The sequence below is a fragment of the Pseudomonas sp. GW822-FHT06B12 genome (genome assembly GCF_058799675.1).
The window spans coordinates 100,041-121,645 of record NZ_JBXALR010000006.1; the positions used below are offsets into that span (position 1 = coordinate 100,041).

General features: G+C 57.4%; 25 protein-coding genes and 1 pseudogene. 18 read left to right on the forward strand and 8 right to left on the reverse strand.

What is annotated here, in order from left to right:
• The first annotated feature begins 129 nt into the window (after positions 1–129).
• Together AC1RKH_RS15090 and AC1RKH_RS15095 are read left to right on the forward strand one after the other, a co-directional pair.
• Positions 130–390 (forward strand): hypothetical protein, encoded by a 261-nt coding sequence (locus AC1RKH_RS15090; protein ID WP_493062885.1) that lies wholly within the window; start codon positions 130–132, stop codon positions 388–390.
• A 243-nt stretch (positions 391–633) separates the two neighbouring features.
• Entirely contained in the window at positions 634–1,134 is a 501-nt protein-coding gene (locus AC1RKH_RS15095; RefSeq protein ID WP_493062886.1) for a methylated-DNA--[protein]-cysteine S-methyltransferase, read from the forward strand.
• A gap of 192 nt (positions 1,135–1,326) precedes the next feature.
• Here AC1RKH_RS15095 and AC1RKH_RS15100 read toward each other — a convergent pair whose 3' ends face one another.
• Both AC1RKH_RS15100 and AC1RKH_RS15105 read right to left on the reverse strand, forming a co-directional pair.
• Positions 1,327–1,770, reverse strand: coding sequence for a hypothetical protein (locus tag AC1RKH_RS15100; RefSeq protein WP_493062887.1), 444 nt, complete (start codon positions 1,768–1,770; stop codon positions 1,327–1,329).
• A 60-nt stretch (positions 1,771–1,830) separates the two neighbouring features.
• On the reverse strand, positions 1,831–2,313 hold the full coding sequence (locus AC1RKH_RS15105) for a GNAT family N-acetyltransferase (RefSeq protein ID WP_493062888.1): 483 nt from the start codon (positions 2,311–2,313) through the stop codon (positions 1,831–1,833).
• Positions 2,314–2,699: 386 nt separating this feature from the next.
• Here AC1RKH_RS15105 and AC1RKH_RS15110 point away from each other — a divergent pair, with 386 nt between their 5' ends.
• From AC1RKH_RS15110 to AC1RKH_RS15125, 4 genes and pseudogenes are all read left to right on the forward strand, one after another.
• The gene (locus tag AC1RKH_RS15110) at positions 2,700–3,560 is read left to right on the forward strand and encodes a CAP domain-containing protein (protein ID WP_493062889.1); all 861 of its coding nucleotides are present in this window, start codon (positions 2,700–2,702) and stop codon (positions 3,558–3,560) included.
• Positions 3,561–3,609: 49 nt separating this feature from the next.
• A pseudogene (locus AC1RKH_RS15115) lies at positions 3,610–3,735 on the forward strand (SDR family NAD(P)-dependent oxidoreductase); the annotation flags it as partial.
• A gap of 264 nt (positions 3,736–3,999) precedes the next feature.
• Positions 4,000–4,644 carry an MBL fold metallo-hydrolase gene (locus AC1RKH_RS15120; protein WP_493062890.1) on the forward strand — a complete coding sequence of 215 codons (645 nt, stop codon included), beginning with the start codon at positions 4,000–4,002 and terminating at the stop codon, positions 4,642–4,644.
• A gap of 116 nt (positions 4,645–4,760) precedes the next feature.
• The gene (locus tag AC1RKH_RS15125; RefSeq protein WP_493062891.1) at positions 4,761–5,489 is read left to right on the forward strand and encodes a YiaD family glycine zipper/OmpA-like lipoprotein; all 729 of its coding nucleotides are present in this window, start codon (positions 4,761–4,763) and stop codon (positions 5,487–5,489) included.
• 272 nt (positions 5,490–5,761) lie between these two features.
• Here AC1RKH_RS15125 and AC1RKH_RS15130 read toward each other — a convergent pair whose 3' ends face one another.
• A complete protein-coding gene (locus AC1RKH_RS15130; RefSeq protein ID WP_123425007.1) occupies positions 5,762–6,199 on the reverse strand; it encodes a Z-ring associated ZapG family protein in 438 nt (145 codons plus the stop codon).
• 146 nt (positions 6,200–6,345) lie between these two features.
• Between AC1RKH_RS15130 and AC1RKH_RS15135 the strand changes: the two genes are divergently transcribed.
• From AC1RKH_RS15135 to zapE, 3 genes are all read left to right on the forward strand, one after another.
• Positions 6,346–6,975 (forward strand): alpha/beta hydrolase, encoded by a 630-nt coding sequence (locus AC1RKH_RS15135; RefSeq protein ID WP_123425008.1) that lies wholly within the window; start codon positions 6,346–6,348, stop codon positions 6,973–6,975.
• Positions 6,976–6,999: 24 nt separating this feature from the next.
• Entirely contained in the window at positions 7,000–8,355 is a 1,356-nt protein-coding gene (locus tag AC1RKH_RS15140; protein WP_493062892.1) for a tryptophan--tRNA ligase, read from the forward strand.
• 90 nt (positions 8,356–8,445) lie between these two features.
• A complete protein-coding gene (gene zapE / locus AC1RKH_RS15145) occupies positions 8,446–9,540 on the forward strand; it encodes a cell division protein ZapE (protein ID WP_493062893.1) in 1,095 nt (364 codons plus the stop codon).
• A gap of 47 nt (positions 9,541–9,587) precedes the next feature.
• Here zapE and AC1RKH_RS15150 read toward each other — a convergent pair whose 3' ends face one another.
• Positions 9,588–10,379 carry an MBL fold metallo-hydrolase gene (locus AC1RKH_RS15150; protein ID WP_493062894.1) on the reverse strand — a complete coding sequence of 264 codons (792 nt, stop codon included), beginning with the start codon at positions 10,377–10,379 and terminating at the stop codon, positions 9,588–9,590.
• Positions 10,380–10,528: 149 nt separating this feature from the next.
• Here AC1RKH_RS15150 and AC1RKH_RS15155 point away from each other — a divergent pair, with 149 nt between their 5' ends.
• Entirely contained in the window at positions 10,529–11,437 is a 909-nt protein-coding gene (locus AC1RKH_RS15155; protein ID WP_493062895.1) for a GlxA family transcriptional regulator, read from the forward strand.
• Positions 11,438–11,639: 202 nt separating this feature from the next.
• Here AC1RKH_RS15155 and AC1RKH_RS15160 read toward each other — a convergent pair whose 3' ends face one another.
• Positions 11,640–12,536: a GlxA family transcriptional regulator gene (locus tag AC1RKH_RS15160; RefSeq protein WP_185015335.1), complete on the reverse strand. Its 897-nt coding sequence runs from the start codon at positions 12,534–12,536 to the stop codon at positions 11,640–11,642.
• Between the two features lie 243 nt (positions 12,537–12,779).
• On the opposite strand from AC1RKH_RS15160, the gene AC1RKH_RS15165 reads away from it, so the two are divergent.
• A complete protein-coding gene (locus AC1RKH_RS15165) occupies positions 12,780–13,916 on the forward strand; it encodes an acyl-CoA dehydrogenase family protein (protein WP_123425014.1) in 1,137 nt (378 codons plus the stop codon).
• A 146-nt stretch (positions 13,917–14,062) separates the two neighbouring features.
• Here the strand turns inward: AC1RKH_RS15165 and AC1RKH_RS15170 are convergent, their stop codons facing one another.
• Positions 14,063–15,103: an NADP(H)-dependent aldo-keto reductase gene (locus AC1RKH_RS15170; RefSeq protein ID WP_493062896.1), complete on the reverse strand. Its 1,041-nt coding sequence runs from the start codon at positions 15,101–15,103 to the stop codon at positions 14,063–14,065.
• Between the two features lie 248 nt (positions 15,104–15,351).
• Between AC1RKH_RS15170 and rplM the strand changes: the two genes are divergently transcribed.
• The 7 genes from rplM (at position 15,352) to AC1RKH_RS15205 (ending at position 20,224) form a co-directional block, all read left to right on the forward strand.
• Positions 15,352–15,780, forward strand: coding sequence for a 50S ribosomal protein L13 (gene rplM / locus AC1RKH_RS15175; protein ID WP_019693576.1), 429 nt, complete (start codon positions 15,352–15,354; stop codon positions 15,778–15,780).
• Positions 15,781–15,794: 14 nt separating this feature from the next.
• Entirely contained in the window at positions 15,795–16,187 is a 393-nt protein-coding gene (gene rpsI, locus AC1RKH_RS15180) for a 30S ribosomal protein S9 (protein WP_002555064.1), read from the forward strand.
• Between the two features lie 252 nt (positions 16,188–16,439).
• A complete protein-coding gene (gene petA, locus AC1RKH_RS15185; RefSeq protein ID WP_123425016.1) occupies positions 16,440–17,033 on the forward strand; it encodes a ubiquinol-cytochrome c reductase iron-sulfur subunit in 594 nt (197 codons plus the stop codon).
• Positions 17,033–18,244, forward strand: a complete 1,212-nt coding sequence (locus AC1RKH_RS15190; protein ID WP_123425017.1) for a cytochrome b — start codon at positions 17,033–17,035, stop codon at positions 18,242–18,244. The genes petA and AC1RKH_RS15190 overlap by 1 nt, the downstream gene beginning before the upstream one ends.
• Positions 18,244–19,026, forward strand: a complete 783-nt coding sequence (locus tag AC1RKH_RS15195; RefSeq protein ID WP_123425018.1) for a cytochrome c1 — start codon at positions 18,244–18,246, stop codon at positions 19,024–19,026. Before AC1RKH_RS15190 ends, AC1RKH_RS15195 begins: the two co-directional genes overlap by 1 nt.
• A gap of 150 nt (positions 19,027–19,176) precedes the next feature.
• Complete coding sequence (locus tag AC1RKH_RS15200; RefSeq protein ID WP_103319119.1) at positions 19,177–19,794, forward strand: glutathione S-transferase N-terminal domain-containing protein; 618 nt, start codon at positions 19,177–19,179, stop codon at positions 19,792–19,794.
• Positions 19,795–19,810: 16 nt separating this feature from the next.
• Positions 19,811–20,224, forward strand: coding sequence for a ClpXP protease specificity-enhancing factor (locus AC1RKH_RS15205; RefSeq protein ID WP_493062897.1), 414 nt, complete (start codon positions 19,811–19,813; stop codon positions 20,222–20,224).
• 161 nt (positions 20,225–20,385) lie between these two features.
• Here AC1RKH_RS15205 and AC1RKH_RS15210 read toward each other — a convergent pair whose 3' ends face one another.
• On the reverse strand, positions 20,386–20,964 hold the full coding sequence (locus tag AC1RKH_RS15210; RefSeq protein WP_123425021.1) for a BON domain-containing protein: 579 nt from the start codon (positions 20,962–20,964) through the stop codon (positions 20,386–20,388).
• Positions 20,961–21,554 carry a phosphoheptose isomerase gene (locus tag AC1RKH_RS15215; protein ID WP_007904374.1) on the reverse strand — a complete coding sequence of 198 codons (594 nt, stop codon included), beginning with the start codon at positions 21,552–21,554 and terminating at the stop codon, positions 20,961–20,963. Before AC1RKH_RS15215 ends, AC1RKH_RS15210 begins: the two co-directional genes overlap by 4 nt.
• Positions 21,555–21,605: the final 51 nt, after the last annotated feature.

A 21,605-nucleotide genomic window follows, 5' to 3' on the forward strand; every position in this document is an offset into this window, starting at 1 on the left:
GCACAGACCCACGGTTTTTCACTAGTGGGGCAGAGGATAGCGGAGTTACCTTTCATCGCGACAATGTTCACCTGACGTTAACCCGCTGCTCCTTATCGTGACGGCGTGTTTCAACAACAGGACCTCGACATGCAACCCGCAGGCTCGGAAAAGGAAGGCGACCACTACACCGCACAGTTTGTTTTTTGCTTGCTGCTGGTGCTGTGCATCGCCCTTGGCATGGGCATTTACATCTCCAAACTGAATACCTGGATCGTCAAGAAAAGACAGTATTCGGCAACCCACTCGCTCGAGTGTGGCAAAGGGCAAGGCGCATTCATCATCGACCCCAGCGGTAAGCGCAATAATTGCTATTTTGTTGAAGATGCCGAGGACGCTGAAGCTGAATAGCGGGCAGTACCGGTGGCATCCGAGCGCAAATCGTACGCAAATCCGTAGGAGCTGCCGCAGGCTGCGATCTTTTGTGACAATCAACGCTCAACTGACAGGCATCTGCGCGCAAATTCAACCGCAAGAAACGTAGTTCTTGCGTTTGAACACACAATTACTCTGAATACGTCCTCTGACAAAGATGAACGATCGCCTTCAACGTCGAACGACGTCTGAAGCCCCCGTCGGATCAAGGAGTCAACCATGTCGTACGTATTCAAACTGATGAAATCCCCCGTCGGCACCCTCACGCTGGTCGCCAAAGGCAGCAAACTCTGCGCGATCCTGTGGGAGAACGACAAACCCGACCGCGTTCGCCTCGGCCCATTGCACGAAGATATCCACAGCCCCGCGTTGCTGGAGGCTGAGCGCCAACTCAATGAGTACTTTGCGGGGGAGCGTGATTGCTTTGAGCTGGAACTTGATTTTGCCGGGACGGAGTTTCAGCAGAAGGTTTGGCAGGCGTTGCTGACGATTCCGTTTGGGGAGACGCGGAGTTACAGCCAGATTGCGATGCAGATTGGTAATCCAAAGGCGGTTCGGGCTGTTGGCGCCGCTAACGGTAAAAATCCGCTCTCGATTGTTGCGCCTTGCCATCGGGTGATTGGGGCTTCGGGGAGTTTGACCGGGTTTGCGGGTGGGTTGGGGGCGAAGCAGTTTTTGCTTACGTTGGAGGGGAAGGAGACGTTGCAATTGGCTTTTTGATGGGGAAGACCGGCCGCTTACGACCCAGAGCTGTCCGTGGTGGCTGTCGAAGAGTGCAAACTCTGCGACAGATTTATACGACAGGTGGGAGGCCCTAGGCGTATCAAGAGATGTCGCGTAAGTCAGGGGTTATGCGGGGTGATTAAGCTAAAGGGTACGCATCTGCGTGCCCCAGTAAACGACTTGTGAGATTTAAAACTGCAGGCGATATAGTGCGTTTCTGGAGCTTTTGCACCCGCCATTACCATGACCACTGAAATTGTCATTATAAAACTCACATAACATGCTTGTTCCTTTATCGCCAAACAGTGAAGCAGTACCAGGGCTGCCGCCGGGTATTACATACGAGTTTGAACTTCCGGAAAGCGAAGATAAACCCGCAGAGCCATAAACCGAACCGTAAACATTACCAAAGCCGATAGCGCCGCCGCGAACTAAAGAATATTCACCGTTCAATAACTCTCCGTCAGGCATAATAATTTTAATATCTCCATGGCCTGAGCCATAAGACTTAAAATCTGCCGTAAGGACACCTGTAGCTGTAGCAATATCATTTGCGGGATACAAGCGAGCACTACGTGTACAGCCGGATAATGCAATGCAGACTAAAACCACAACAAAAGCAAAATTTCTCATTGTTATCTCCTTGTAAGTCTGCCTATGCAACCTCTGACTGGTGACCGTATCGAGATTCGCCTAGTCGCCCACGCTAACGGCATTACTGTTCGCGCGGACATAATAATTATCAAACTCACCGCTCTCGACGAATACGAAGCCATGTCGAATGTAGAAACGATTTGAAGCGCTTTTCTTGAGGGCGCCAACCTTAATAGGAAGTCCGATTTCATCAGCCTCTCTGAATATCTGAGTGAGAACTTCAGAGCCTATCCCTAATCCTTGAGCGCCAGGTATGACATACAAGTGGTCAAGCAGAAGTTCACCCTGATGGTTTTTTATGACGACAAAACCGACCAGATCACCTGATACCTCTATGCGGCGTGTGCTGTTAGCATCGAACCCATTAAGAAATCGTTCGCGCGCACGATTAGGATCAAATCGCCCAAGCCGCTCAAGGCTTTCACGCATAGCCTCAATCCGAATGGCTACCAGATCTTCCTGGTCGCTATTTGAAGCTGGGCATAAAACGACAGCGGATTTTTGATCAGAGGAAGCTGGCATAACGAGCACTCTAAGTATGGCCGGTGAATCATTATAGAGAACAGAAGTCGCATAACCAGTCCAACCGACTCAGTCCTACGAGAAGGCTACAAACATCTGGGACCCAAGAGATTTTTCCCATAACTTTTCAAGGTTGCCGGGTGGGAAGGTATGTGGATAACCCTTATAACCCAAAGCTACATAGGCCAAAGCCAGAAATCGGCCAGGAGCGGACGCGCGACTCCAACAATAAATTCCCCCCTTTGCTCGTGAAACTTGTGTTGAGGCCCACAGTCTTAGCCCAGCTTTGGAATCCATTTGCGAGCCAATACAGCGAAACGCTCTGCGGTCATTCCTCAGCCCACTATCGCCATTACCGTCGTCATCCCATCAGAGCTGCCCGCCTCATGCGCCAAACCGTTCGCTCCTCCTGCGTTTTCTCGCTCTGCCTTATTCCTTTGCTCCCCCTGTTCGCCAGTCCCGCCCATGCCGGCGGGGAAAGGCAACTGGTGGAGGACATCAACGACTACCGCGCCCAACCGCAGCGCTGCGCGGGGCGCACGGTCCAAGCCTTGACGCCGCTGGCTCTGAAGTCGAACCTGGCCTTGCCGATCGGCTATGGAGGCGTTACGCGGGAGACGTTGAAGGATTCCGGCTATCAGGCGGTGTCTGTGCGGACTATCCGTCTGGTCGACGCTGAAGATGCCGAGGAGGCCTTTGACATGCTCCAGAGCCGCTACTGTGGGGCCCTGCTCGATACCCAGTTCGCCGATATTGGCGTGTATCGCGACGAGAGCGAATGGCAGGTGGTGCTGGCGCGGCCCTTGCTCGATAGGCATCTGGACGACCCGCGAGCGGCGGGCAAGACGTTGCTGGCACAGGTCAACGCGGCACGGGCGAAACCGCGCCTGTGTGGTCGTCAGCGCTTCGCCGCTGCACCGCCGCTGACCTGGAATGCCGCCCTGGGGACAGCGGCGCAGGGGCACAGCCGGGCGATGGCCAACGACAATTACTTCGCGCACCAGGACCCCAACGGTGATATGCCGTGGGACCGAGCGAAGGCCGCCGGCTACGGTGGCCGGCAGATCGGAGAGAACATCGCCGCCGGGCAGCGTTCGCCGGGCAAGGCTATGGAAGGCTGGCTGGCCAGCCCCGGGCATTGCGCCATTCTGATGAACCCGATGTTTACCCAGGTTGGCGCGGCCTATGCCGCGAACTCGCGTAGCGACAACGGCGTCTATTGGACGATGCTGTTCGGCGCGAAATGAGGAAATGGGGGACACCCGTTAGCCGGTCCTGCGTCAAGATCCAAAGCCTACCCACGAAGACTACGCTGCTGTGTTGTCGGTGAACCTGAAGGGTTTCTTCTACATCACCCAACTCGCCATCGCCGAGATGGAAAAACAAGGCAGCGGCCATGTCGTCAGCATCACCACCAGTCTGACGTATTCAGCCGGTCGCGACAGGCAGTAATCGGCCATTTCCTGTCTGTCGCGATCAGTTGGAAACGACCCAACATAGGCAGTTCTATCAGTCCTAGGAGGCGGCTACAAAAAAACCACTTTCGGGAGAATTTTCCGACAGCTTTTCAAGGTTGCCGGGTAGGAAGGTCTGTGTAGGGGCGGTTGTCCGTTTTGTAACAGGACAGCAATCGGCGGAGTAGGTGGGGTGTGCCAGAATAGGCGATCCATTTTTTCAGGAACGCCCATGGACGCTGCCAAACCCGCTCTGATTCGCGAAACCTTTCCCGTTGGGCCGTTGCAGTGCAACTGCACGATCATCGGTGATCCAATCACCAGGAAGGCCATCGTTGTCGATCCGGGTGGTAATCATGAGTTGATTCTGGCGCGGCTCGATGCGTTGGGGTTGAAGGTGGTGAGCATCATTCATACCCACGCGCACCTGGATCACTTTCTGGCGTCTGGCCAGTTGAAGGAGAAAACCGGCGCGACGTTGCACCTGCATAAAGAGGATCAGTTCCTTTGGGACAATCTGGAGATGCAGTGCCAGATGTTCGGGGTGCCGTACACGCCGGTGCCGTCGCCGGATCGTTGGTTGGCCGATGATGAAGAGCTGGCCTGCGGCTGTGGCGTGGCGTTGCACACGCCGGGTCATACGCCGGGTTCCATGAGCTTTTGGTTTTCTGAGGCTAAGCTGCTGATTGCCGGTGACACGCTGTTTCGTCGCGGGGTAGGGCGTACGGACTTGTGGGGCGGTGATCAGGCGACCATCGTGCGTTCGATCAAGCAGCGTCTGTACACCCTTGATGAAGAGGCGACAGTAATAACCGGACACGGTCCCGATACTCGTCTGGGTGATGAAATGCGTGAAAATCCTTTTGTTCGAGCCTGATTTTCCGGGTTGCGGAACGACCTGATGGAATTTTTGCTGTAGGTCGTGTTCCAACGCCCGCACGGGTTTATTGCCAACGTCCGTTGCACCACAGAATGTAAAAGTAGGAGCTCTCCATGTTCACCTCGAGTCGTTTGATTATTGTCGCTACTGCCGTGGCCATGCTGGCTGGCTGTGCGAACCAGAACCCGTATGACAATCAGGGTCAGGCCGACAGCGGCTCCGCGGGCATGAGCAAAACCGCCAAGTACGGCGGCCTGGGTGCGCTGGCCGGTGCTTTGGCCGGTGCTGCCATCGACCACAATAACCGTGGCAAGGGTGCGCTGATTGGCGCTGCTGTCGTTGGTGCTTCCGCTGCCGGTTACGGTTACTACGCCGACCAGCAGGAAAAGAAACTGCGCGCCAGCATGGCCAACACCGGGGTTGAAGTGCAGCGTCAGGGCGATCAGATCAAGCTGATCATGCCGGGCAACATCACGTTCGGCACCGATTCGGCGAACATCGCTCCAAGCTTCTACCAGCCGCTGAACAACCTGGCCGGTTCGCTTAAAGAGTTCAGCCAGAACCAGATTGAAATCGTCGGCTACACTGACAGCACCGGCAGCCGTCAGCACAACATGGACCTGTCCCAGCGTCGTGCTCAAAGCGTGGCAACCTACCTGACGTCGCAAGGCGTGAGCGGTACCAACCTGTCGGCGCGTGGTGCTGGTCCGGATAACCCGATTGCCAGCAATGGTGATGTGAATGGTCGGGCGCAGAACCGTCGTGTAGAGGTTAACCTCAAGGCGATTCCGGGTCAGCAGTATGGCCAACCTGCCCAGCAGCAAGGTCAGCAGTACCAGTAACAAAAAACCTGACTGAACCCCAGGTGTAAAAAGCCCGCCCGATTCTCAGCAGATCGGGTGGGCTTTTTTTTTGTTGCCTGTTAGGGCCTCATCGCGAGCAAGCTCGCTCCCACATTTAAATTTCAGTGGGCACACCTTCTGCAACAAATAGAGATCCCCTGTGGGAGCGAGCCTGCTCGCGATGAGGCCCGCACAGGCGCTCAAACCCTCAGCAACAAAAAAGCCCTCGGACATCACCTGTCCGAGGGCTTTTTATGTCGCGTGAAACCTGATTACTTCTTCAAGCCGTAATGCTCGTCGAGCATGCCAGGGGAGTTTGGCATTTTCGGCGCGTAATCGCGTGGAGGCTCCTGATTGCGTGGCGGCGTCAGGCGTTCCCGTGGTGCTTGCACGGCGGCCTCGGAGTGCAGGGCGGCCAGCAGGCGTTGGCGAGTCTGTTCGTCCAGGGCCAGGCGGTTGGCACCCTCGGCGAGGTGGTCTTGCACTTCCTGATAGCTCTGAGTGAGCTTCTTGACCAGCGTTGCGGTGCTGTTGAAGTGGGTGACCACTTCATTCTGATAGCTGTCAAAACGTTCCTGAATGTCATCCAGCTGACGTTGCGTGCTGCTAGGCGCGGCATTCGGCAGAAGGCGGGCAACCAGGAATCCAATGGCGACACCGGCAACCAGGGCAAGAGTCGGCAACAACCAAACTAAGAGCGAGTGTTCCACGAGTCCTTCCTCTATAAACGGCTTTGCTTTACGTTAACGGCTCGGACCTGCGCTGTATACCGCGACGAGATCGCAATCATGCCAGGCACAGACTTTTAGCTAGACGAGTCGACCCTTCGAGAGGTCACGGAGTTCCTTCCTTGCTTATGCGTGAAACCCCTGTATTGATTGATGGCCCGGTGGGCCAACTGGAAGCCTTGTACCTGGACTCCCCCGAGCCACGTGGCCTGGCGCTGATCTGCCACCCCAACCCGGTGCAGGGCGGCACCATGCTCAATAAAGTCGTTTCGACCTTGCAGCGCACGGCTCGCGACGCCGGTTTGATCACATTACGTTTTAATTACCGTGGCGTTGGCGCCAGCGCTGGCACGCATGACATGGGCACCGGCGAAGTCGATGACGCTCAAGCCGTGGCCGAATGGTTGCGCGCCAAACACCCTGAATTGCCCATGACCCTGTTCGGTTTCTCCTTCGGTGGTTTCGTCGCGGCCAGCCTCGGCGGACGTCTGGAAGCCAAGGGCGAGCAGCTCAAGCATCTGTTCATGGTCGCGCCGGCGGTGATGCGTCTGGGTGATCAGGATCAGTTGCCGCAGCATGGCGAACTGACGCTGATCCAGCCAGAAACCGACGAAGTCATCGATCCGCAGCTGGTTTACGATTGGTCTGACGCCCTCGATCGCCCCCATGAGCTGCTGAAAGTGGCAGAATGCGGACACTTTTTTCACGGCAAGCTGACCGATCTCAAGGATCTGATCCTGCCGCGCCTTTCGAATTGATTGCAGTCTGATAAGCGATTACCCATGACTACTCGTACGCGCATCCTCACCGGCATCACCACCACCGGCACCCCGCACCTGGGCAACTACGCCGGCGCGATCCGTCCGGCGATCCTCGCCAGTCGCGACAGCAATGCCGATTCGTTCTACTTCCTGGCCGACTACCACGCCCTGATCAAGTGCGATGACCCGCTGCGCATTCAGCGCTCGCGTCTGGAAATCGCTGCGACCTGGCTGGCCGGTGGTCTGGATGTGGATCGAGTAACGTTCTATCGCCAGTCCGACATCCCGGAAATCCCTGAGCTGACCTGGCTGCTGACTTGCGTCGCCGCCAAAGGCCTGCTGAACCGTGCGCACGCCTACAAGGCGTCGGTGGACAAGAACGTCGAAACCGGTGAAGACCCGGACGCCGGCATCACCATGGGCTTATACAGTTACCCGGTGCTGATGGCGGCGGACATTCTGATGTTCAACGCGCACAAGGTTCCGGTCGGTCGCGATCAGATCCAGCACGTGGAAATGGCCCGCGACATCGGCCAGCGCTTCAACCACCTGTTTGGCCAGGGCAGGGAGTTCTTCACCATGCCGGAGGCGTTGATCGAAGAAAGCGTCGCCACGCTGCCGGGCCTCGATGGCCGGAAGATGTCGAAAAGCTACGACAACACCATTCCGTTGTTCTCCAGCGCCAAAGAGATGAAGGACGCGATTTCGCGGATCGTCACCGACTCCCGTGCGCCGGGCGAAGCGAAAGATCCGGATAATTCGCACCTGTTCACCCTGTACCAGGCCTTCGCCACCCCGGCGCAGTCCGCCGAGTTCCGCAGCGAACTGTTGCAGGGCCTGGGTTGGGGCGAGGCGAAGAATCGTCTGTTCCAACTGCTGGACAACGAGCTGGGCGAGTCCCGCGAGCGTTACTACCAGCTGATCGAGCGCCCGGCAGACCTCGAAGACATTCTGCAGCACGGTGCCAAGAAGGCCCGCGCCGTGGCCACGCCGTTCCTCAATGAACTGCGTGAAGCGGTCGGCCTGCGTTCTTTCGTCAAGCAGACGCAAGTAGCGGCCACCACTAAGAAGAAGGCCGCGAAAGCCGCACGCTTCGTCAGTTTCCGTGAAGACGACGGCAGTTTCCGTTTCCGTCTGCTGGCGGCCGATGGCGAGCAACTGCTGCTGTCGCGCAACTTCGCTGACGGAAAAACCGCCGGCCAGGTGACCAAGCAACTGCAATCCGGCCAGGCGCTGGACGTTCGCAGTGAAGACCTGAGCTTCAGCGTCTGGCTCGAAGGCGAGTGCGTCGCCGACAGCCCGGCCTTCGCTGACAGCACCGCGCGGGATGTCGCCATCGACACCCTGCGGGTTGCGCTGACGCCTGTTCAGGACTAATCAACGGCTCGGCCCGACCAAGGGCTGATTGCCATTCTCAAGGGCCGTCGCTACAGTGTCGGCCCGTTTTTGTTGCCTTGCTAACGAATTATGACGCCCCTAGAACGATATCAAGCTGATCTGAAACGCCCGGAATTCTTCCATGACGCCGCGCAGGAAACTGCCGTGCGTCATTTGCAGCGTCTGTACGACGATCTGGTCGCGGCTTCGCAGAACAAACCGGGCCTGCTCGGCAAACTGTTTGGCAAGAAAGACCAGGCGCCGGTCAAGGGCCTGTACTTCTGGGGCGGCGTAGGTCGCGGCAAGACGTACCTGGTCGACACCTTCTTTGAAGCGCTGCCGTTCAAGGAAAAGGTCCGCACTCACTTCCACCGCTTCATGAAGCGTGTGCACGAAGAGATGAAGACCCTCGGCGGCGAGAAGAACCCGCTGACCATCATCGCCAAGCGTTTCTCCGACGAAGCGCGGGTGATCTGTTTCGATGAGTTCTTCGTGTCCGACATCACCGACGCGATGATCCTCGGCACCTTGATGGAAGAGCTGTTCAAGAACGGCGTGACCCTGGTCGCGACGTCGAACATCGTGCCGGACGGTCTGTACAAGGACGGTCTGCAGCGTGCGCGCTTCCTGCCAGCCATCGCGCTGATCAAGCAGAACACCGAGATCGTCAACGTCGACAGCGGTGTCGACTATCGTTTGCGTCACCTTGAGCAAGCCGAGCTGTTTCACTCCCCGCTCGACGAAGCGTCCCATGAGAGCCTGCGCAAAAGCTTCCGCGCACTCACGCCGGAATGCACTCAGGCCATCGAAAACGATGTGCTGATGATCGAGAACCGTGAGATCCGTGCTGTGCGTACGTGCGACGACGTGGCCTGGTTCGACTTCCGCGAACTGTGCGACGGCCCGCGTAGCCAGAACGACTACATCGAGCTCGGCAAGATCTTCCACGCTGTGTTGCTCAGCGGTGTGGAGCAGATGAGCGTCACCACCGACGACATCGCCCGACGGTTTATCAACATGGTCGACGAGTTCTACGACCGTAACGTCAAACTGATCATTTCTGCTGAAGTCGAGTTGAAAGACCTCTACACCGGCGGTCGCCTGAACTTCGAGTTCCAGCGCACCCTCAGCCGTCTGCTGGAAATGCAATCCCACGAGTTCCTGGCGCGGGCGCACAAGCCGTAACGGTCTGCGTGAGGCGTGGTTGGTCCTTCCATGGGGCAACCGCGCCCTTATTGATCCGCCGGGGCCGGGAATTCCAGCAGATCCCCGTCGTTCGGGATCAGCAGGCGCGACTCGATGCCGGCCTGTCGGGCGGCGCTGGCCAGTGACTGGCGTGTCACGGGGCAGTGGCTGAGCGCTTCAAGGTGATTGGCGACCACTGTGCCTGACGACTGCCGAGTGAATGCCAACACCTCATCAATCCCCATGATGATGTCCCCACCCAAATCGAAACGCGCACCGCCAGCCGGCACCACCGAAACGTCTGGGTTGTGCAGCGCAACGAACGCCTGAACGGCAGGCGTGAGCAGCGTATCGCCAGTCAAATAGAGGCTCGGCTCGCCAGGCATTTCAATCAAATAGCCCACGCCATGTTCCATCATCTTGCCTACCAGTCCCCGACCATGGGTGCAGCGAACCGTGCGGATCTGACCGCCGAGGAAGGCGCTCGGTTGTTCGTGATTGGTCGGCAATGACTGAACGTTCAAATCGTGCTCGGCCAAATGGGCAGCGTCGTGCGGCGTGCAGATGACTGGAATTCGGGTCTCGCGTAGCCATTTCTTTGCGGCGCGATCCAGGTGGTCGAAGTGTCCTTTCTGACAGTGGGTGATCAGGCAGTGGGTGACGGACTCCAGTGCAGTGATTGCCGAGCCGGGGAGCTCGACCAGTGGGTTGCGGTCTCGTGCGCTGAAAATACGCAAGGGCGGCAGTGCGTGTTTTCGCGCCAGCATCGGGTCGATCAAAATTCGATGGGGACCGAGTTCCACAATAATCGTCGCGTTACGTAACTGATGGATTTTCATGGCGATACCTCTGGGAAGAGACGCCATTGTGTCCAGTCGCGTTGCGCCACAGAATGGCAGGCCCGGACATAATTAATTCTATTTCAGCCATGACCCCACCTCTTCGAATCGGTTTGCTGCTTTTCCCTCGTTGCATGCCAGCGGGCTTGTTGGCTTTTGCCGATTTGTTGCACGCCGCCAATCGTCGCGCCTCGCGTGTGTTCTTTGAAACGCGCTTCGTGGCCTTGCAGGCCGGTACCGTCGAATGCGCTCAAGGCCTGTCGTTACAAGTGGAGAGCGCGCTGGCGGAGGCTGATTTTGACGCGCTGTTGATCCCCGGTTTCTGGGCAGAGTCAGCTCGACAGGTCGACGAGACGCTGGCCGCCAATGGCCCTTTGGTAGCGGCATTGTCGGTACGCTCGAAGAAACAGCAGTTGTGGAGTTATTGCACGGGAGTCTGTTTGCTGGCGGCGAGTGGGAAGCTGAACGGTCAGCCGGCGACGGTGACGTGGTGGCTGGCAGACGTTATGGCGCAGCGGCATAAGACCGTGAAGTGGCAAAGCGAACGTCACAGCATCATTAACGAGCGAACGGCTACCGCGTCCGGCGTGAATGGTTACTTGCCCATTGCTCAAGCCTTGATCGAGCGGTATGTCAGCCCGGAGGTGTTTCGCGATCTCACCAAGCTGATGGTGCTTGCGCGTCCGGCCCAGGCGCATAGCGCCTTTGCGGCCATGAGTTTGATTGAGCAGTCGAGCAAACTGCTGCGCCAGCTGCATGCGCTGGTTGAGCAGTTACCGGCCGAACAGATAACCGTGCAGCGGTTGGCAGAGCAGCTCGGAATGTCCGAGCGCACCTTGTCTCGTAAGGTGAGCAGTGAAACCGGCATTGCCGTAGCGACCTATGCTCGCTGTATCAAACTGAATCAGGTCAGCGAACGTCTGATCCTCACGTCCGCAACGGTCAATACGATCAGCGCTGAGCTGGGTTTCAGCAGTGACTCCAACCTGCGGCGCATGTTCAAGGAGCTGACAGCGTTGACTCCGCTGGAGTACCGGCAGCAATTCGGACGGTATTGATGGGGAGGGCGGGGTTGTTGAAATCGAACACGAATACGTTGAAAAAGGGCCTGCAATGCAGACCCTTTTTTTGTGCGCCGAAGAGCCCCTGTGGGAGCGAGCTTGCTCGCGATGGCGGTCTGTCAGTCACATCAATGCTGGATGTGCAGCCGTCATCGCGAGCAGGCTCGCTCCCACAGTTGGTTTGTGTTTAACCGTCAGATTAAGCCGCCTGCTGAAACTGCTGCCGATACTGGTTTGGCGACAGCTCTGTGTGTTGGCGGAACAGCCGGGCGAAGAAGCTCGCGTCGTCGTAGCCGACTTCGTAGCTGATGGTCTTGATGCTTTTACGGCTGGCGGACAGCAAGCCCTTGGCGGTTTCGATGCGCAGCCGTTGCAGGTAGTGCAGCGGTTTGTCGCCAGTGGCGGTCTGGAAGCGGCGCATGAAGTTGCGGATGCTCATGCCGTGCTCGCGGGCGACGTCTTCGAAGCGGAACTTGTCGGCAAAATGCTCTTCAAGCCAGTGCTGGATCTGCAGGATGATCACGTCCTGGTGCAGCTTCTGCCCGCCGAAACCGATGCGCCCGGGTGAATAGCTGCGCTGCACTTCATACAGAATGTCGCGGGCCACGGCTTGGGCGACGTTGGCCCCGCAGAAGCGCTCGATCAGGTAAATGTAGAGGTCACAGGCCGAGGTGGTGCCGCCGGCGCAGTACAGGTTATCGGCGTCGGTCAGGTGCTTGTCCTGATTGAGCTGAACGTTAGGGAAGCGCTCTTCGAAGGCGTTGAAGAAGCGCCAGTAGGTGGTCGCCTCCTTGCCATCGAGCAGGCCCGCCTCGGCGAGCCAGAACACCCCGGTGGCTTCGCCGCAGAGTACCGCGCCGCGGGCGTGTTGCTCGCGCAGCCACGGCAGCACCTGTGGATAACGTTTGCAGAGCGTCTCGAAATCGTCCCAGAACGCCGGAAGGATGATGATGTCGGCGTTTTCCAGGCCGCCGTCTACCGGCATGATCACATCGCTGAAGCTGTTGACCGGTTTGCCGTCGGGGCTGACCAGGCGGGTTTCGAACGCCGGGGTCAGGCCGTGGCCCAGTTGTTTGCCGTAGCGCAGGCTGGCCAGATGGAAGAAATCCTTGGCTTGCATGAGGGTGGAAGCAAAAACCCGGTCGATAGCCAGGATGCTGACGCGCCGCAAGGGCGTGGAGAGTTGGATAGACATATTCAATTTATTCTTATAGGGGAAAGTGGTCACCAAGCGGCTGGATCGTCTTATTTTTTGTCTGATGTGTCCAGTGTCCTGTTATCTACTGGAGGCTTAGGCTCTGGGATTCATTTGCGACCCACAATCACCACAGGTGCCCCGATGATCCCCAGAACCTTGTTCAGTTCCGAGCACGAACTGTTTCGCGACAGCGTACGAACCTTCCTCGAAAAAGAGGCCGTGCCGTTTCATGCGCAGTGGGAAAAACAGGGCTACATCGACCGCAAGCTGTGGAACAAGGCGGGGGAGGCGGGGATGCTCTGCTCCCATCTGCCGGAAGAGTACGGCGGGTTCGATGCGGACTTCCTCTACAGCGCTGTGGTGATTGAGGAGGTCGGTCGACTGGGTTTGACCGGTATCGGTTTTTCCCTGCATTCGGACATCGTGGCGCCGTACATCCTGCATTACGGCAGCGAAGCGCTGAAGCATAAATACCTGCCGAAGCTGGTCTCGGGCGAGATGGTCACCGCGATTGCCATGACCGAGCCAGGCGCTGGCTCCGACCTGCAAGGAGTGAAAACCACTGCGGTGCTGGACGGCGACGAGTACGTGATCAACGGCTCGAAAACCTTCATTACCAACGGCTTTCTCGCGGACCTGGTGATTGTCGTGGCCAAGACCGATCCCAAGGCCGGGGCCAAGGGCACCAGTCTGTTTCTGGTGGAAGCGAACACCCCGGGCTTTGAAAAGGGCAAGCGCCTGGAGAAGGTCGGCATGAAGGCGCAGGACACCTCGGAGCTGTTCTTCCAGGACGTCCGTGTGCCCAAGGAAAACCTCTTGGGGCAGGCCGGAATGGGGTTCGCCTATCTGATGCAGGAATTGCCGCAGGAGCGTCTGACGGTCGCCATCGGCGGTCTGGCCTCAGCCGAGGCGGCGTTGCAGTGGACCCTGGATTACACCCGCGAGCGCAAGGCGTTCGGCAAGGCGATTGCGGACTTTCAGAACACCCGCTTCAAACTGGCGGAGATGGCCACGGAGATTCAGATTGGTCGGGTCTTCGTTGACCGCTGCCTGGAGCTGCACCTGCAAGGCAAGCTCGATGTGCCGACGGCGGCGATGGCCAAATACTGGGGCACCGACCTGCAATGCAAGGTGCTCGACGAGTGCGTACAGTTGCATGGCGGTTACGGCTTCATGTGGGAATACCCGATCGCCCGGGCCTGGGCGGATGCGCGGGTGCAGCGGATTTATGCCGGGACCAATGAAATTATGAAAGAGATCATCGCGCGTTCGCTTTGATCGTGAGCTGACCGGGCGGCCGCCATCGCGAGCAAGCTCGCTCCCACAGGGGGTTATGTCGATCACAAATATGTGGTCAAGCATAGATCCAGTGTGGGAGCGAGCTTGCTCCGGGCGGCGTTCCGACGATTGTTTCTAAAGATCGATCAAGGTGCCGGGTTCGGGTGATCCTTGTGAATCGCCTCGATCCCCGCCAGCACTTCATCCGACAGTTTCAGATCGAAACTGGCGATGTTGCTGTCCAGCTGTTCCAGCGTGGTCGCGCCAATGATGTTGCTGGTGACGAACGACTGTTGGGTCACGAACGCCAGGGCCATTTGTGCCGGGTCCAGGCCGTGTTCACGGGCCAGTGCCACGTAACGGCTGCACGCGGCTTCCGACTGCGGGTTGAAATAGCGGCTGAAGCGGCTGTAAAGGCTCAAGCGACCTTTTGCCGGGCGAGCCCCGCCTTCGTATTTGCCTGAGAGAAAACCGAACGCCAGCGGCGAATAGGCGAGCAGCCCGCATTGTTCGCGGATGGCGATTTCCGACAGGCCGATTTCAAAGCTGCGGTTGAGCAGGTTGTAGGGGTTCTGGATCGACACCGCACGCGGCCAGCCACGGGCTTCGGCCAGCGCGAGAAAGCGCATGGTGCCCCACGGCGTTTCATTGGACAGGCCGATGTGGCGGATCTTGCCGGCCTTGACCTGCTCGTCCAGCGCTTCGAGGGTGTCCTCGAGTGGGGTCAGGTTGGCTTCGATCTTGTGTTTGTAGCCCAGCTGACCGAAGAAGTTGGTGCTGCGTTCCGGCCAGTGCAGCTGATAGAGGTCGATATAGTCGGTCTGCAAGCGCTTGAGGCTGGCATCGACGGCTTGCGTGATGTGCTGGCGGTTGTGTCGCAGGTTTTTATCGCGAATGTAGTCGATGGTGTTGCCGGGGCCGGCGATCTTGCTCGCCAGAATCCAGTCGGCACGATCGCCACGGCTCTTGAACCAGTTACCGATGTAGCGCTCGGTGGTGGCGTAGGTTTCAGCCTTGGGCGGCACCGGGTACATCTCGGCGGTGTCGATGAAATTGATCCCGGCGCTCTTGGCCCGTTCAATCTGTGCGAAGGCCTCTGCCTCGCTGTTTTGCTCGCCCCAGGTCATGGTCCCGAGGCAGATTGCACTCACGTTCAGATCGGTACGGCCCAGCTGTCGATAGTCCATCGGGTAGTCCTTGGCGGAAAACAATCATAAAAGCAGGTTGAATTTTTTTTCGCAATCTGCATAATTGCGCACCTCTTTCTGCAGTGGAAGTGATGCGCCGCCTGCCGAAGAATCTTGCCGTTGAACGGACGCGCCGACCCGAGCCCCCGATAGCGTCTGTACCCGGCTGCCTTTGACTTGTCAAAGTACGCACTATTCAGTAAGATCCGCCGTCTAAATTTACAGGGCGGCCCCTGAGGCTATAAAGAATGAAAACTTTTACTGCTAAACCGGAAACAGTAAAGCGCGACTGGTTTGTCGTCGACGCTGCTGGTCAGACCCTGGGTCGTCTGGCCACCGAGATCGCGAGCCGTCTGCGTGGCAAGCACAAGCCTGAGTACACTCCTCACGTTGACACCGGCGACTACATCGTCGTTATCAATGCCGAGCAGATTCGTGTAACCGGTGCTAAAACCACCGACAAAATCTACTACTCCCACTCCGGTTTCCCGGGCGGCATCAAGTCGATCAACTTCGAAAAGCTGATCGCTAAAGCCCCTGAGCGCGTGATCGAGACCGCGGTCAAAGGCATGCTGCCTAAGAACCCGCTGGGTCGCGACATGTATCGTAAGCTGAAAGTCTATGCGGGCGCTGCACACCCTCATACTGCTCAGCAGCCCCAAGAACTGAAGTTTTAACGGAATAGTTCATTATGTCGGCGACTCAAAATTACGGCACTGGCCGTCGCAAGACCGCAACCGCACGCGTTTTCCTGCGTCCGGGTACTGGTAACATCTCCATCAACAACCGCTCCCTGGATAATTTCTTCGGTCGCGAAACTGCCCGCATGGTAGTTCGTCAGCCGTTGGAATTGACTGAGACTGTCGAGAAGTTCGACATCTACGTCACCGTGATCGGTGGTGGTGTAAGTGGTCAAGCTGGCGCAATCCGCCACGGTATCACTCGCGCTCTGATGCAGTACGACGAAACTCTGCGCGGTGCTCTGCGCAAAGCGGGCTTCGTTACTCGCGATGCACGTGAAGTTGAACGTAAGAAAGTTGGTCTGCGTAAAGCGCGTAAGCGTCCGCAGTACTCGAAGCGTTAATTCGCTTTCGCGTTCAAAGCGCCCAGTCTCCTCGCGGAGCTGGGCGTTTTTTTTGTTTGAAGATTTATGATGTGACAACTTGCCACATCTGTAGAGCCCCTATACTACAAGGCTTGGCGCTGACCTCGGGTGGTAATTACCTTGTCAGAACTGGGGCTTTTCATTACCATTCTGCAAAATTTTTATAAGTTCAGATTTTTACTTAGTAGATGCCTGATTTAACAGGCCACAAAGCTGATGGGAGAGGACTGAATGAGCAATGACGGCGTGAATGCAGGCCGGCGTCGCTTCTTGGTAGCAGCCACATCCGTGGTGGGTGCTGCAGGAGCGGTGGGGGCTGCGGTCCCGTTCGTGGGGTCATGGTTTCCCAGTGCCAAGGCGAAAGCCGCAGGTGCACCGGTGAAAGTGAATGTCAGCAAAATCGAACCAGGTCAGCAAATGATTGCTGAGTGGCGCGGTCAGCCGGTATTCATCGTCCGCCGTACCCAGGAGATATTGGGGAATCTCACAAAGATCGAGGGTGACCTCTCTGATCCAGACTCCAAGAATTCGGTACAACCGGCTTACGTAGATCCCAAGACGCGTTCGATCAAGCCGGAAGTTCTGTTGCTGATCGGTATTTGCACGCACTTGGGTTGCTCGCCGACCTTCCGTCCAGAAGTGGCCCCGGCCGATCTTGGTCCGAAATGGGTGGGTGGTTATTTCTGCCCTTGCCACGGTTCCCACTACGATCTGGCTGGCCGCGTCTTCAAGTCGCAACCCGCGCCTTTAAATCTGCCAGTTCCCCCGCATTCCTATGAGTCGAACGACATTATTGTCATCGGCGTCGATACGGAGAAAGCGTGATGAGCAAGTTCATGGATTGGGTTGATGCGCGCTTTCCCGCCACTAAAATGTGGGAAGACCATCTCAGCAAGTACTACGCCCCGAAGAACTTCAACTTCTTCTATTTCTTTGGCTCCCTCGCGCTGTTGGTTCTGGTTAACCAGATCGTAACCGGCGTCTGGCTGACCATGAGCTACACCCCGTCGGCGGAAGAGGCGTTTGCCTCCGTCGAATACATCATGCGCGACGTCGAGTACGGCTCGATCCTGCGTCTGCTGCACTCCACCGGCGCTTCGGCGTTCTTCATCGTGGTCTACCTGCATATGTTCCGTGGCTTGCTCTACGGTTCGTACCAGAAGCCGCGTGAGCTGGTGTGGGTGTTCGGCATGCTGATCTACCTGGCGCTGATGGCTGAAGCCTTCATGGGTTACCTGCTGCCGTGGGGCCAGATGTCCTACTGGGGCGCCCAGGTGATCATCTCGCTGTTCGGTGCGATCCCGGTCATCGGTAACGACCTGACCCAGTGGATCCGTGGTGACTACCTGATTTCGGGCATCACCCTGAACCGCTTCTTCGCCTTGCACGTCGTGGCCTTGCCGATCGTCATTCTCGGCCTGGTGGTGCTGCACGTTCTGGCGCTGCACGAAGTCGGTTCGAACAACCCGGACGGCGTGGACATCAAGAAACACAAAGACGAAAACGGCGTACCGCTGGACGGCATTGCCTTCCACCCGTACTACACCGTGAAAGATATCGTCGGCGTGGTGGTGTTCCTGTTCATCTTCTGCTCGATCGTGTTCTTCTTCCCGGAAATGGGCGGTTACTTCCTCGAGAAGCCGAACTTTGAAGTGGCGAACGCCTTCAAGACCCCTGAACACATTGCCCCGGTCTGGTACTTCACCCCGTTCTACGCGATTCTGCGGGCGATTCCGGACAAGCTCCTGGGCGTGGTTGCCATGGGTGCTTCGATTGCCATGCTGTTCGTCCTGCCCTGGCTCGACCGTAGCCCGGTCAAGTCGATGCGCTACAAGGGCTGGCTGAGCAAAATCTGGCTCTGGGTGTTCTGCATTTCCTTCGTGATTCTTGGCTGGCTGGGTGTCATGGCGCCTACCCCGGAACGTACGTTGCTGTCGCAGGTGTGTACCTTCCTGTACTTCGCCTACTTCATTCTGATGCCGTTCTACACCAGGCTCGAGAAGACCAAACCGGTTCCGGAAAGGGTGACTGGCTGATGAAAAAGCTATTTGCTGTACTGATTCTTGCTGCTTTGCCTGTCTTGTCCTTCGCGGCCGAGCACGGTGGTCCAGAGCTGGAAAAAGTCGATATCGACGTCTCCGATAAAGCGGCAATGCAAGATGGCGCGCGTACGTTCGCCAACTACTGCATGGGTTGCCACAGTGCCAAGTTCCAGCGCTATGAGCGCGTTGCCGACGATCTGGGGATTCCTCATGATCTGATGCTGAAGAACCTGGTGTTCACTGGCGCCAAGATCGGTGACCACATGAGCATCGGCATGCAGCCGGCAGACGCCAAGTCCTGGTTCGGCGCTGCGCCGCCCGACCTGACGCTGGTCGCTCGCGTTCGTGGTACTGACTGGCTCTACGGCTACCTGCGGTCTTTCTATGAAGATCCTTCGCGCCCTTGGGGTGTGAACAACAAGGTGTTCCCGAACGTCGGTATGCCTAACGTTCTGGTCGGCCTGCAGGGTCGCCAGGTGGTAGGCTGCAAACAAGTTCAAATCGTCGAAGACGGCAAGAAGCAGTATGATCCGCTGACCGGCACGCCGCTGACTCATGAAGCGTGCGATCAGTTGACTATCGTGCCGAAAACCGGTGCTCTGAACGAAGAGCAATTCAATGAGAAGGTCAAGAATCTGGTGACCTTCCTGGCCTATTCGGCCAACCCGGTGAAGCTGCAGCATCAGCGCATCGGTACCTATGTGTTGCTGTACCTGGCGTTCTTCTTCGTATTCGCTTACTTGCTCAAGCGTGAATACTGGAAAGACGTGCATTGATAAAGCTTTAAGCAATTGCTGTTAATCGCGCGCGCCCAAGGGTGTCTCTGAACGTGTAACGAGTCTGGTTATCCAGGCGTTACGGGAGGCGCCCTCTGGGCGCGCTCGTTTTTCCGCTCCCGATAATTTCAACAAGCGAGGAGGACCGCCATGGGCGTGACCAATCGGTTGGCCTGTTACTCCGACCCCGCCGACCACTATTCCCACCGAGTGCGCATCGTACTGGCAGAGAAGGGTGTCAGCGCCGAGATCATCAGTGTGGAGGCGGGCCGTCATCCGCCAAAACTGATCGAAGTGAACCCTTACGGCAGCTTGCCCACCCTGGTCGATCGTGACCTGGCGTTGTGGGAGTCGACCGTGGTGATGGAATATCTGGATGAGCGTTACCCGCATCCACCTTTGCTGCCGGTTTATCCGGTGGCGCGTGCCAACAGCCGTCTGCTGATTCACCGTATTCAGCGTGACTGGTGTGTTCTGGTGGATCTGATTCTGGATTCGCGGACCAAGGAGCCGGCACGCGTGCAGGCTCGCAAGGAATTGCGTGAAAGCCTGACGGGCGTTTCGCCGCTGTTCGCCGACAAGCCGTTTTTCTTAAGTGAGGAACAAAGTCTGGTGGATTGTTGCCTACTGCCAATACTCTGGCGTTTACCGATTCTGGGTATTGAACTGCCGCGGCCTGCCAAGCCGCTGCTTGATTACATGGAGCGTCAGTTTGCGCGTGAGGCTTTCCAGGCGAGTCTGTCTGGTGTCGAACGCGATATGCGCTAAGGCTTAAGGAGCCGCTATGAACTCCAGTCGACCTTATTTGGTCCGCGCGCTCTATGAGTGGATTGTGGACAACGATTGCACCCCGCACATGCTGGTCAATTCCGAGTATCCGTCGGTGCAGGTGCCGCAAGGCTTTGCCAGTGACGGACAGATTGTCCTGAACGTATCGCCTGCGGCGGTGCGTCATCTGCACATGGACAACGATGCGGTCAGTTTTGAAGGGCGCTTCGGTGGCGTGCCGCACACGCTGTACGTGCCTATCGCTGCGATCCTGGGTATTTACGCCCGGGAGAACGGTCAGGGCATGGTGTTCGATCTGGAATCGCCTATAGAAGACGAGGAAGAGGTTGAGCCGGATGATGATCTTCCGCCACCTGACAGTGAGCCACCGCGTCCCAGCGGCCGGCCGAGTTTGAAGGTAGTGAAGTAATAAAAAAGGCGATCCGAATGGATCGCCTTTTTTATTACGTAGGAGCTGCCGAAGGCTGCGATCTTTTGACTTTGTCTTTTAAAATCAAAAGATCGCAGCCTTCGGCAGCTCCTACAGACCGTACAGACCGTACAGACCGTACAGCTCCTACAGACTGTAGATCAGTCGATGTACTCGAACAGTTTCACAATCTTCTGTACGCCGGAAACGCCTTGCACCAGATTGGTGGCCTGGTCAGCTTCCTGTTTGGTCAAAAGACCCAGCAAGTAGACGATACCGTTCTCGGTCACGACCTTGATGCGCGAGCCCGGGATGCTGGCGTCGGCGATCATCTGGGTTTTGATCTTGGTGGTCAGCCAGGCATCGTTGTTGCGGGCCAGTATCGACGAAGGTTGCATCACTTGCAGTTCGTTGTGTACGGTCTTGACCCGCTGAACCGCAGCAGCGGCTTGCCCGGCCAGTTCCTTGAGGTCGGGGCGTGGTGTTTGCCCGGCGAGCAGCACCACACCGTTGAAGCTGGTGACGATGATGCGCGAGCCTTTATCCAGGTCCGGGCTGGCCTTGGCCACGTTCACGCCGACCTTGGTTTCGATCAGGGAGTCGTCGATCTTGCTGCCGAAGGTGCGAGTGCCGCGATCGTCTTCAATGGGGGCGTCGCGGGTCGCGGTGAGTACCGAGGTGCAGCCGCTGATGCCCAGGCTTAGAGTCAAGGCCAGAAGGCCAAGGCGATTAAGGGTCATTCTTCACTCCCGAACAATTGGCTGTCGATCAAGTCGCAAAGACAATGGATCGCCAGCAGGTGGACTTCCTGAATACGTGCAGTGACATTGGCCGGTACGCGAATTTCAACGTCTTCGGGCAATAACAGCGAAGCCATGCCGCCGCCATCGCGTCCAGTCAATGCTACGACAATCATTTCACGATCATGTGCGGCCTGGATCGCTTGAATAATGTTTGCCGAGTTGCCGCTGGTGGAAATCGCCAGCAGTACGTCGCCGGGTTGGCCGAGCGCGCGGATCTGTTTGGAGAAGATTTCGTTGTAACTGTAGTCGTTGGCAATCGAGGTGATCGTCGAGCTGTCGGTCGTCAGCGCAATGGCCGGCAGGCTCGGGCGCTCGCGCTCGAAGCGGTTGAGCAGCTCGGAGGAGAAGTGTTGCGCGTCACCGGCTGAACCGCCGTTGCCGCACGAGAGCATTTTGCCTTCGTTGAGCAGGGCGTTGACCATCACTTGGCTGGCTTGCTCGATGTGCGGTGCAAGTACGTCCATCGCCTGTTGCTTGGTATCGATACTGGCCTGAAAAAGCTGGCGAATTCGGGATTGCATGTCCATCTGTGTGACCTTAAGTAGCGCGGCTTGGTGGCACAGCAATGTGCGGCCCGC

What these genes read in the sequence shown, in the direction of transcription:
- AC1RKH_RS15090 (WP_493062885.1), top strand. Translation starts at nt 130, where the DNA reads ATGCAACCCGCAGGCTCGGAAAAGGAAGGCGACCACTACACCGCACAG.
- AC1RKH_RS15095 (WP_493062886.1), top strand. Translation starts at nt 634, where the DNA reads ATGTCGTACGTATTCAAACTGATGAAATCCCCCGTCGGCACCCTCACG.
- AC1RKH_RS15100 (WP_493062887.1), bottom strand. Translation starts at nt 1,770, where the DNA reads ATGAGAAATTTTGCTTTTGTTGTGGTTTTAGTCTGCATTGCATTATCC.
- AC1RKH_RS15105 (WP_493062888.1), bottom strand. Translation starts at nt 2,313, where the DNA reads ATGCCAGCTTCCTCTGATCAAAAATCCGCTGTCGTTTTATGCCCAGCT.
- AC1RKH_RS15110 (WP_493062889.1), top strand. Translation starts at nt 2,700, where the DNA reads ATGCGCCAAACCGTTCGCTCCTCCTGCGTTTTCTCGCTCTGCCTTATT.
- AC1RKH_RS15120 (WP_493062890.1), top strand. Translation starts at nt 4,000, where the DNA reads ATGGACGCTGCCAAACCCGCTCTGATTCGCGAAACCTTTCCCGTTGGG.
- AC1RKH_RS15125 (WP_493062891.1), top strand. Translation starts at nt 4,761, where the DNA reads ATGTTCACCTCGAGTCGTTTGATTATTGTCGCTACTGCCGTGGCCATG.
- AC1RKH_RS15135 (WP_123425008.1), top strand. Translation starts at nt 6,346, where the DNA reads ATGCGTGAAACCCCTGTATTGATTGATGGCCCGGTGGGCCAACTGGAA.
- AC1RKH_RS15140 (WP_493062892.1), top strand. Translation starts at nt 7,000, where the DNA reads ATGACTACTCGTACGCGCATCCTCACCGGCATCACCACCACCGGCACC.
- zapE (WP_493062893.1), top strand. Translation starts at nt 8,446, where the DNA reads ATGACGCCCCTAGAACGATATCAAGCTGATCTGAAACGCCCGGAATTC.
- AC1RKH_RS15150 (WP_493062894.1), bottom strand. Translation starts at nt 10,379, where the DNA reads ATGAAAATCCATCAGTTACGTAACGCGACGATTATTGTGGAACTCGGT.
- AC1RKH_RS15165 (WP_123425014.1), top strand. Translation starts at nt 12,780, where the DNA reads ATGATCCCCAGAACCTTGTTCAGTTCCGAGCACGAACTGTTTCGCGAC.
- AC1RKH_RS15170 (WP_493062896.1), bottom strand. Translation starts at nt 15,103, where the DNA reads ATGGACTATCGACAGCTGGGCCGTACCGATCTGAACGTGAGTGCAATC.
- rplM (WP_019693576.1), top strand. Translation starts at nt 15,352, where the DNA reads ATGAAAACTTTTACTGCTAAACCGGAAACAGTAAAGCGCGACTGGTTT.
- rpsI (WP_002555064.1), top strand. Translation starts at nt 15,795, where the DNA reads ATGTCGGCGACTCAAAATTACGGCACTGGCCGTCGCAAGACCGCAACC.
- petA (WP_123425016.1), top strand. Translation starts at nt 16,440, where the DNA reads ATGAGCAATGACGGCGTGAATGCAGGCCGGCGTCGCTTCTTGGTAGCA.
- AC1RKH_RS15190 (WP_123425017.1), top strand. Translation starts at nt 17,033, where the DNA reads ATGAGCAAGTTCATGGATTGGGTTGATGCGCGCTTTCCCGCCACTAAA.
- AC1RKH_RS15195 (WP_123425018.1), top strand. Translation starts at nt 18,244, where the DNA reads ATGAAAAAGCTATTTGCTGTACTGATTCTTGCTGCTTTGCCTGTCTTG.
- AC1RKH_RS15200 (WP_103319119.1), top strand. Translation starts at nt 19,177, where the DNA reads ATGGGCGTGACCAATCGGTTGGCCTGTTACTCCGACCCCGCCGACCAC.
- AC1RKH_RS15205 (WP_493062897.1), top strand. Translation starts at nt 19,811, where the DNA reads ATGAACTCCAGTCGACCTTATTTGGTCCGCGCGCTCTATGAGTGGATT.
- AC1RKH_RS15210 (WP_123425021.1), bottom strand. Translation starts at nt 20,964, where the DNA reads ATGACCCTTAATCGCCTTGGCCTTCTGGCCTTGACTCTAAGCCTGGGC.
- AC1RKH_RS15215 (WP_007904374.1), bottom strand. Translation starts at nt 21,554, where the DNA reads ATGGACATGCAATCCCGAATTCGCCAGCTTTTTCAGGCCAGTATCGAT.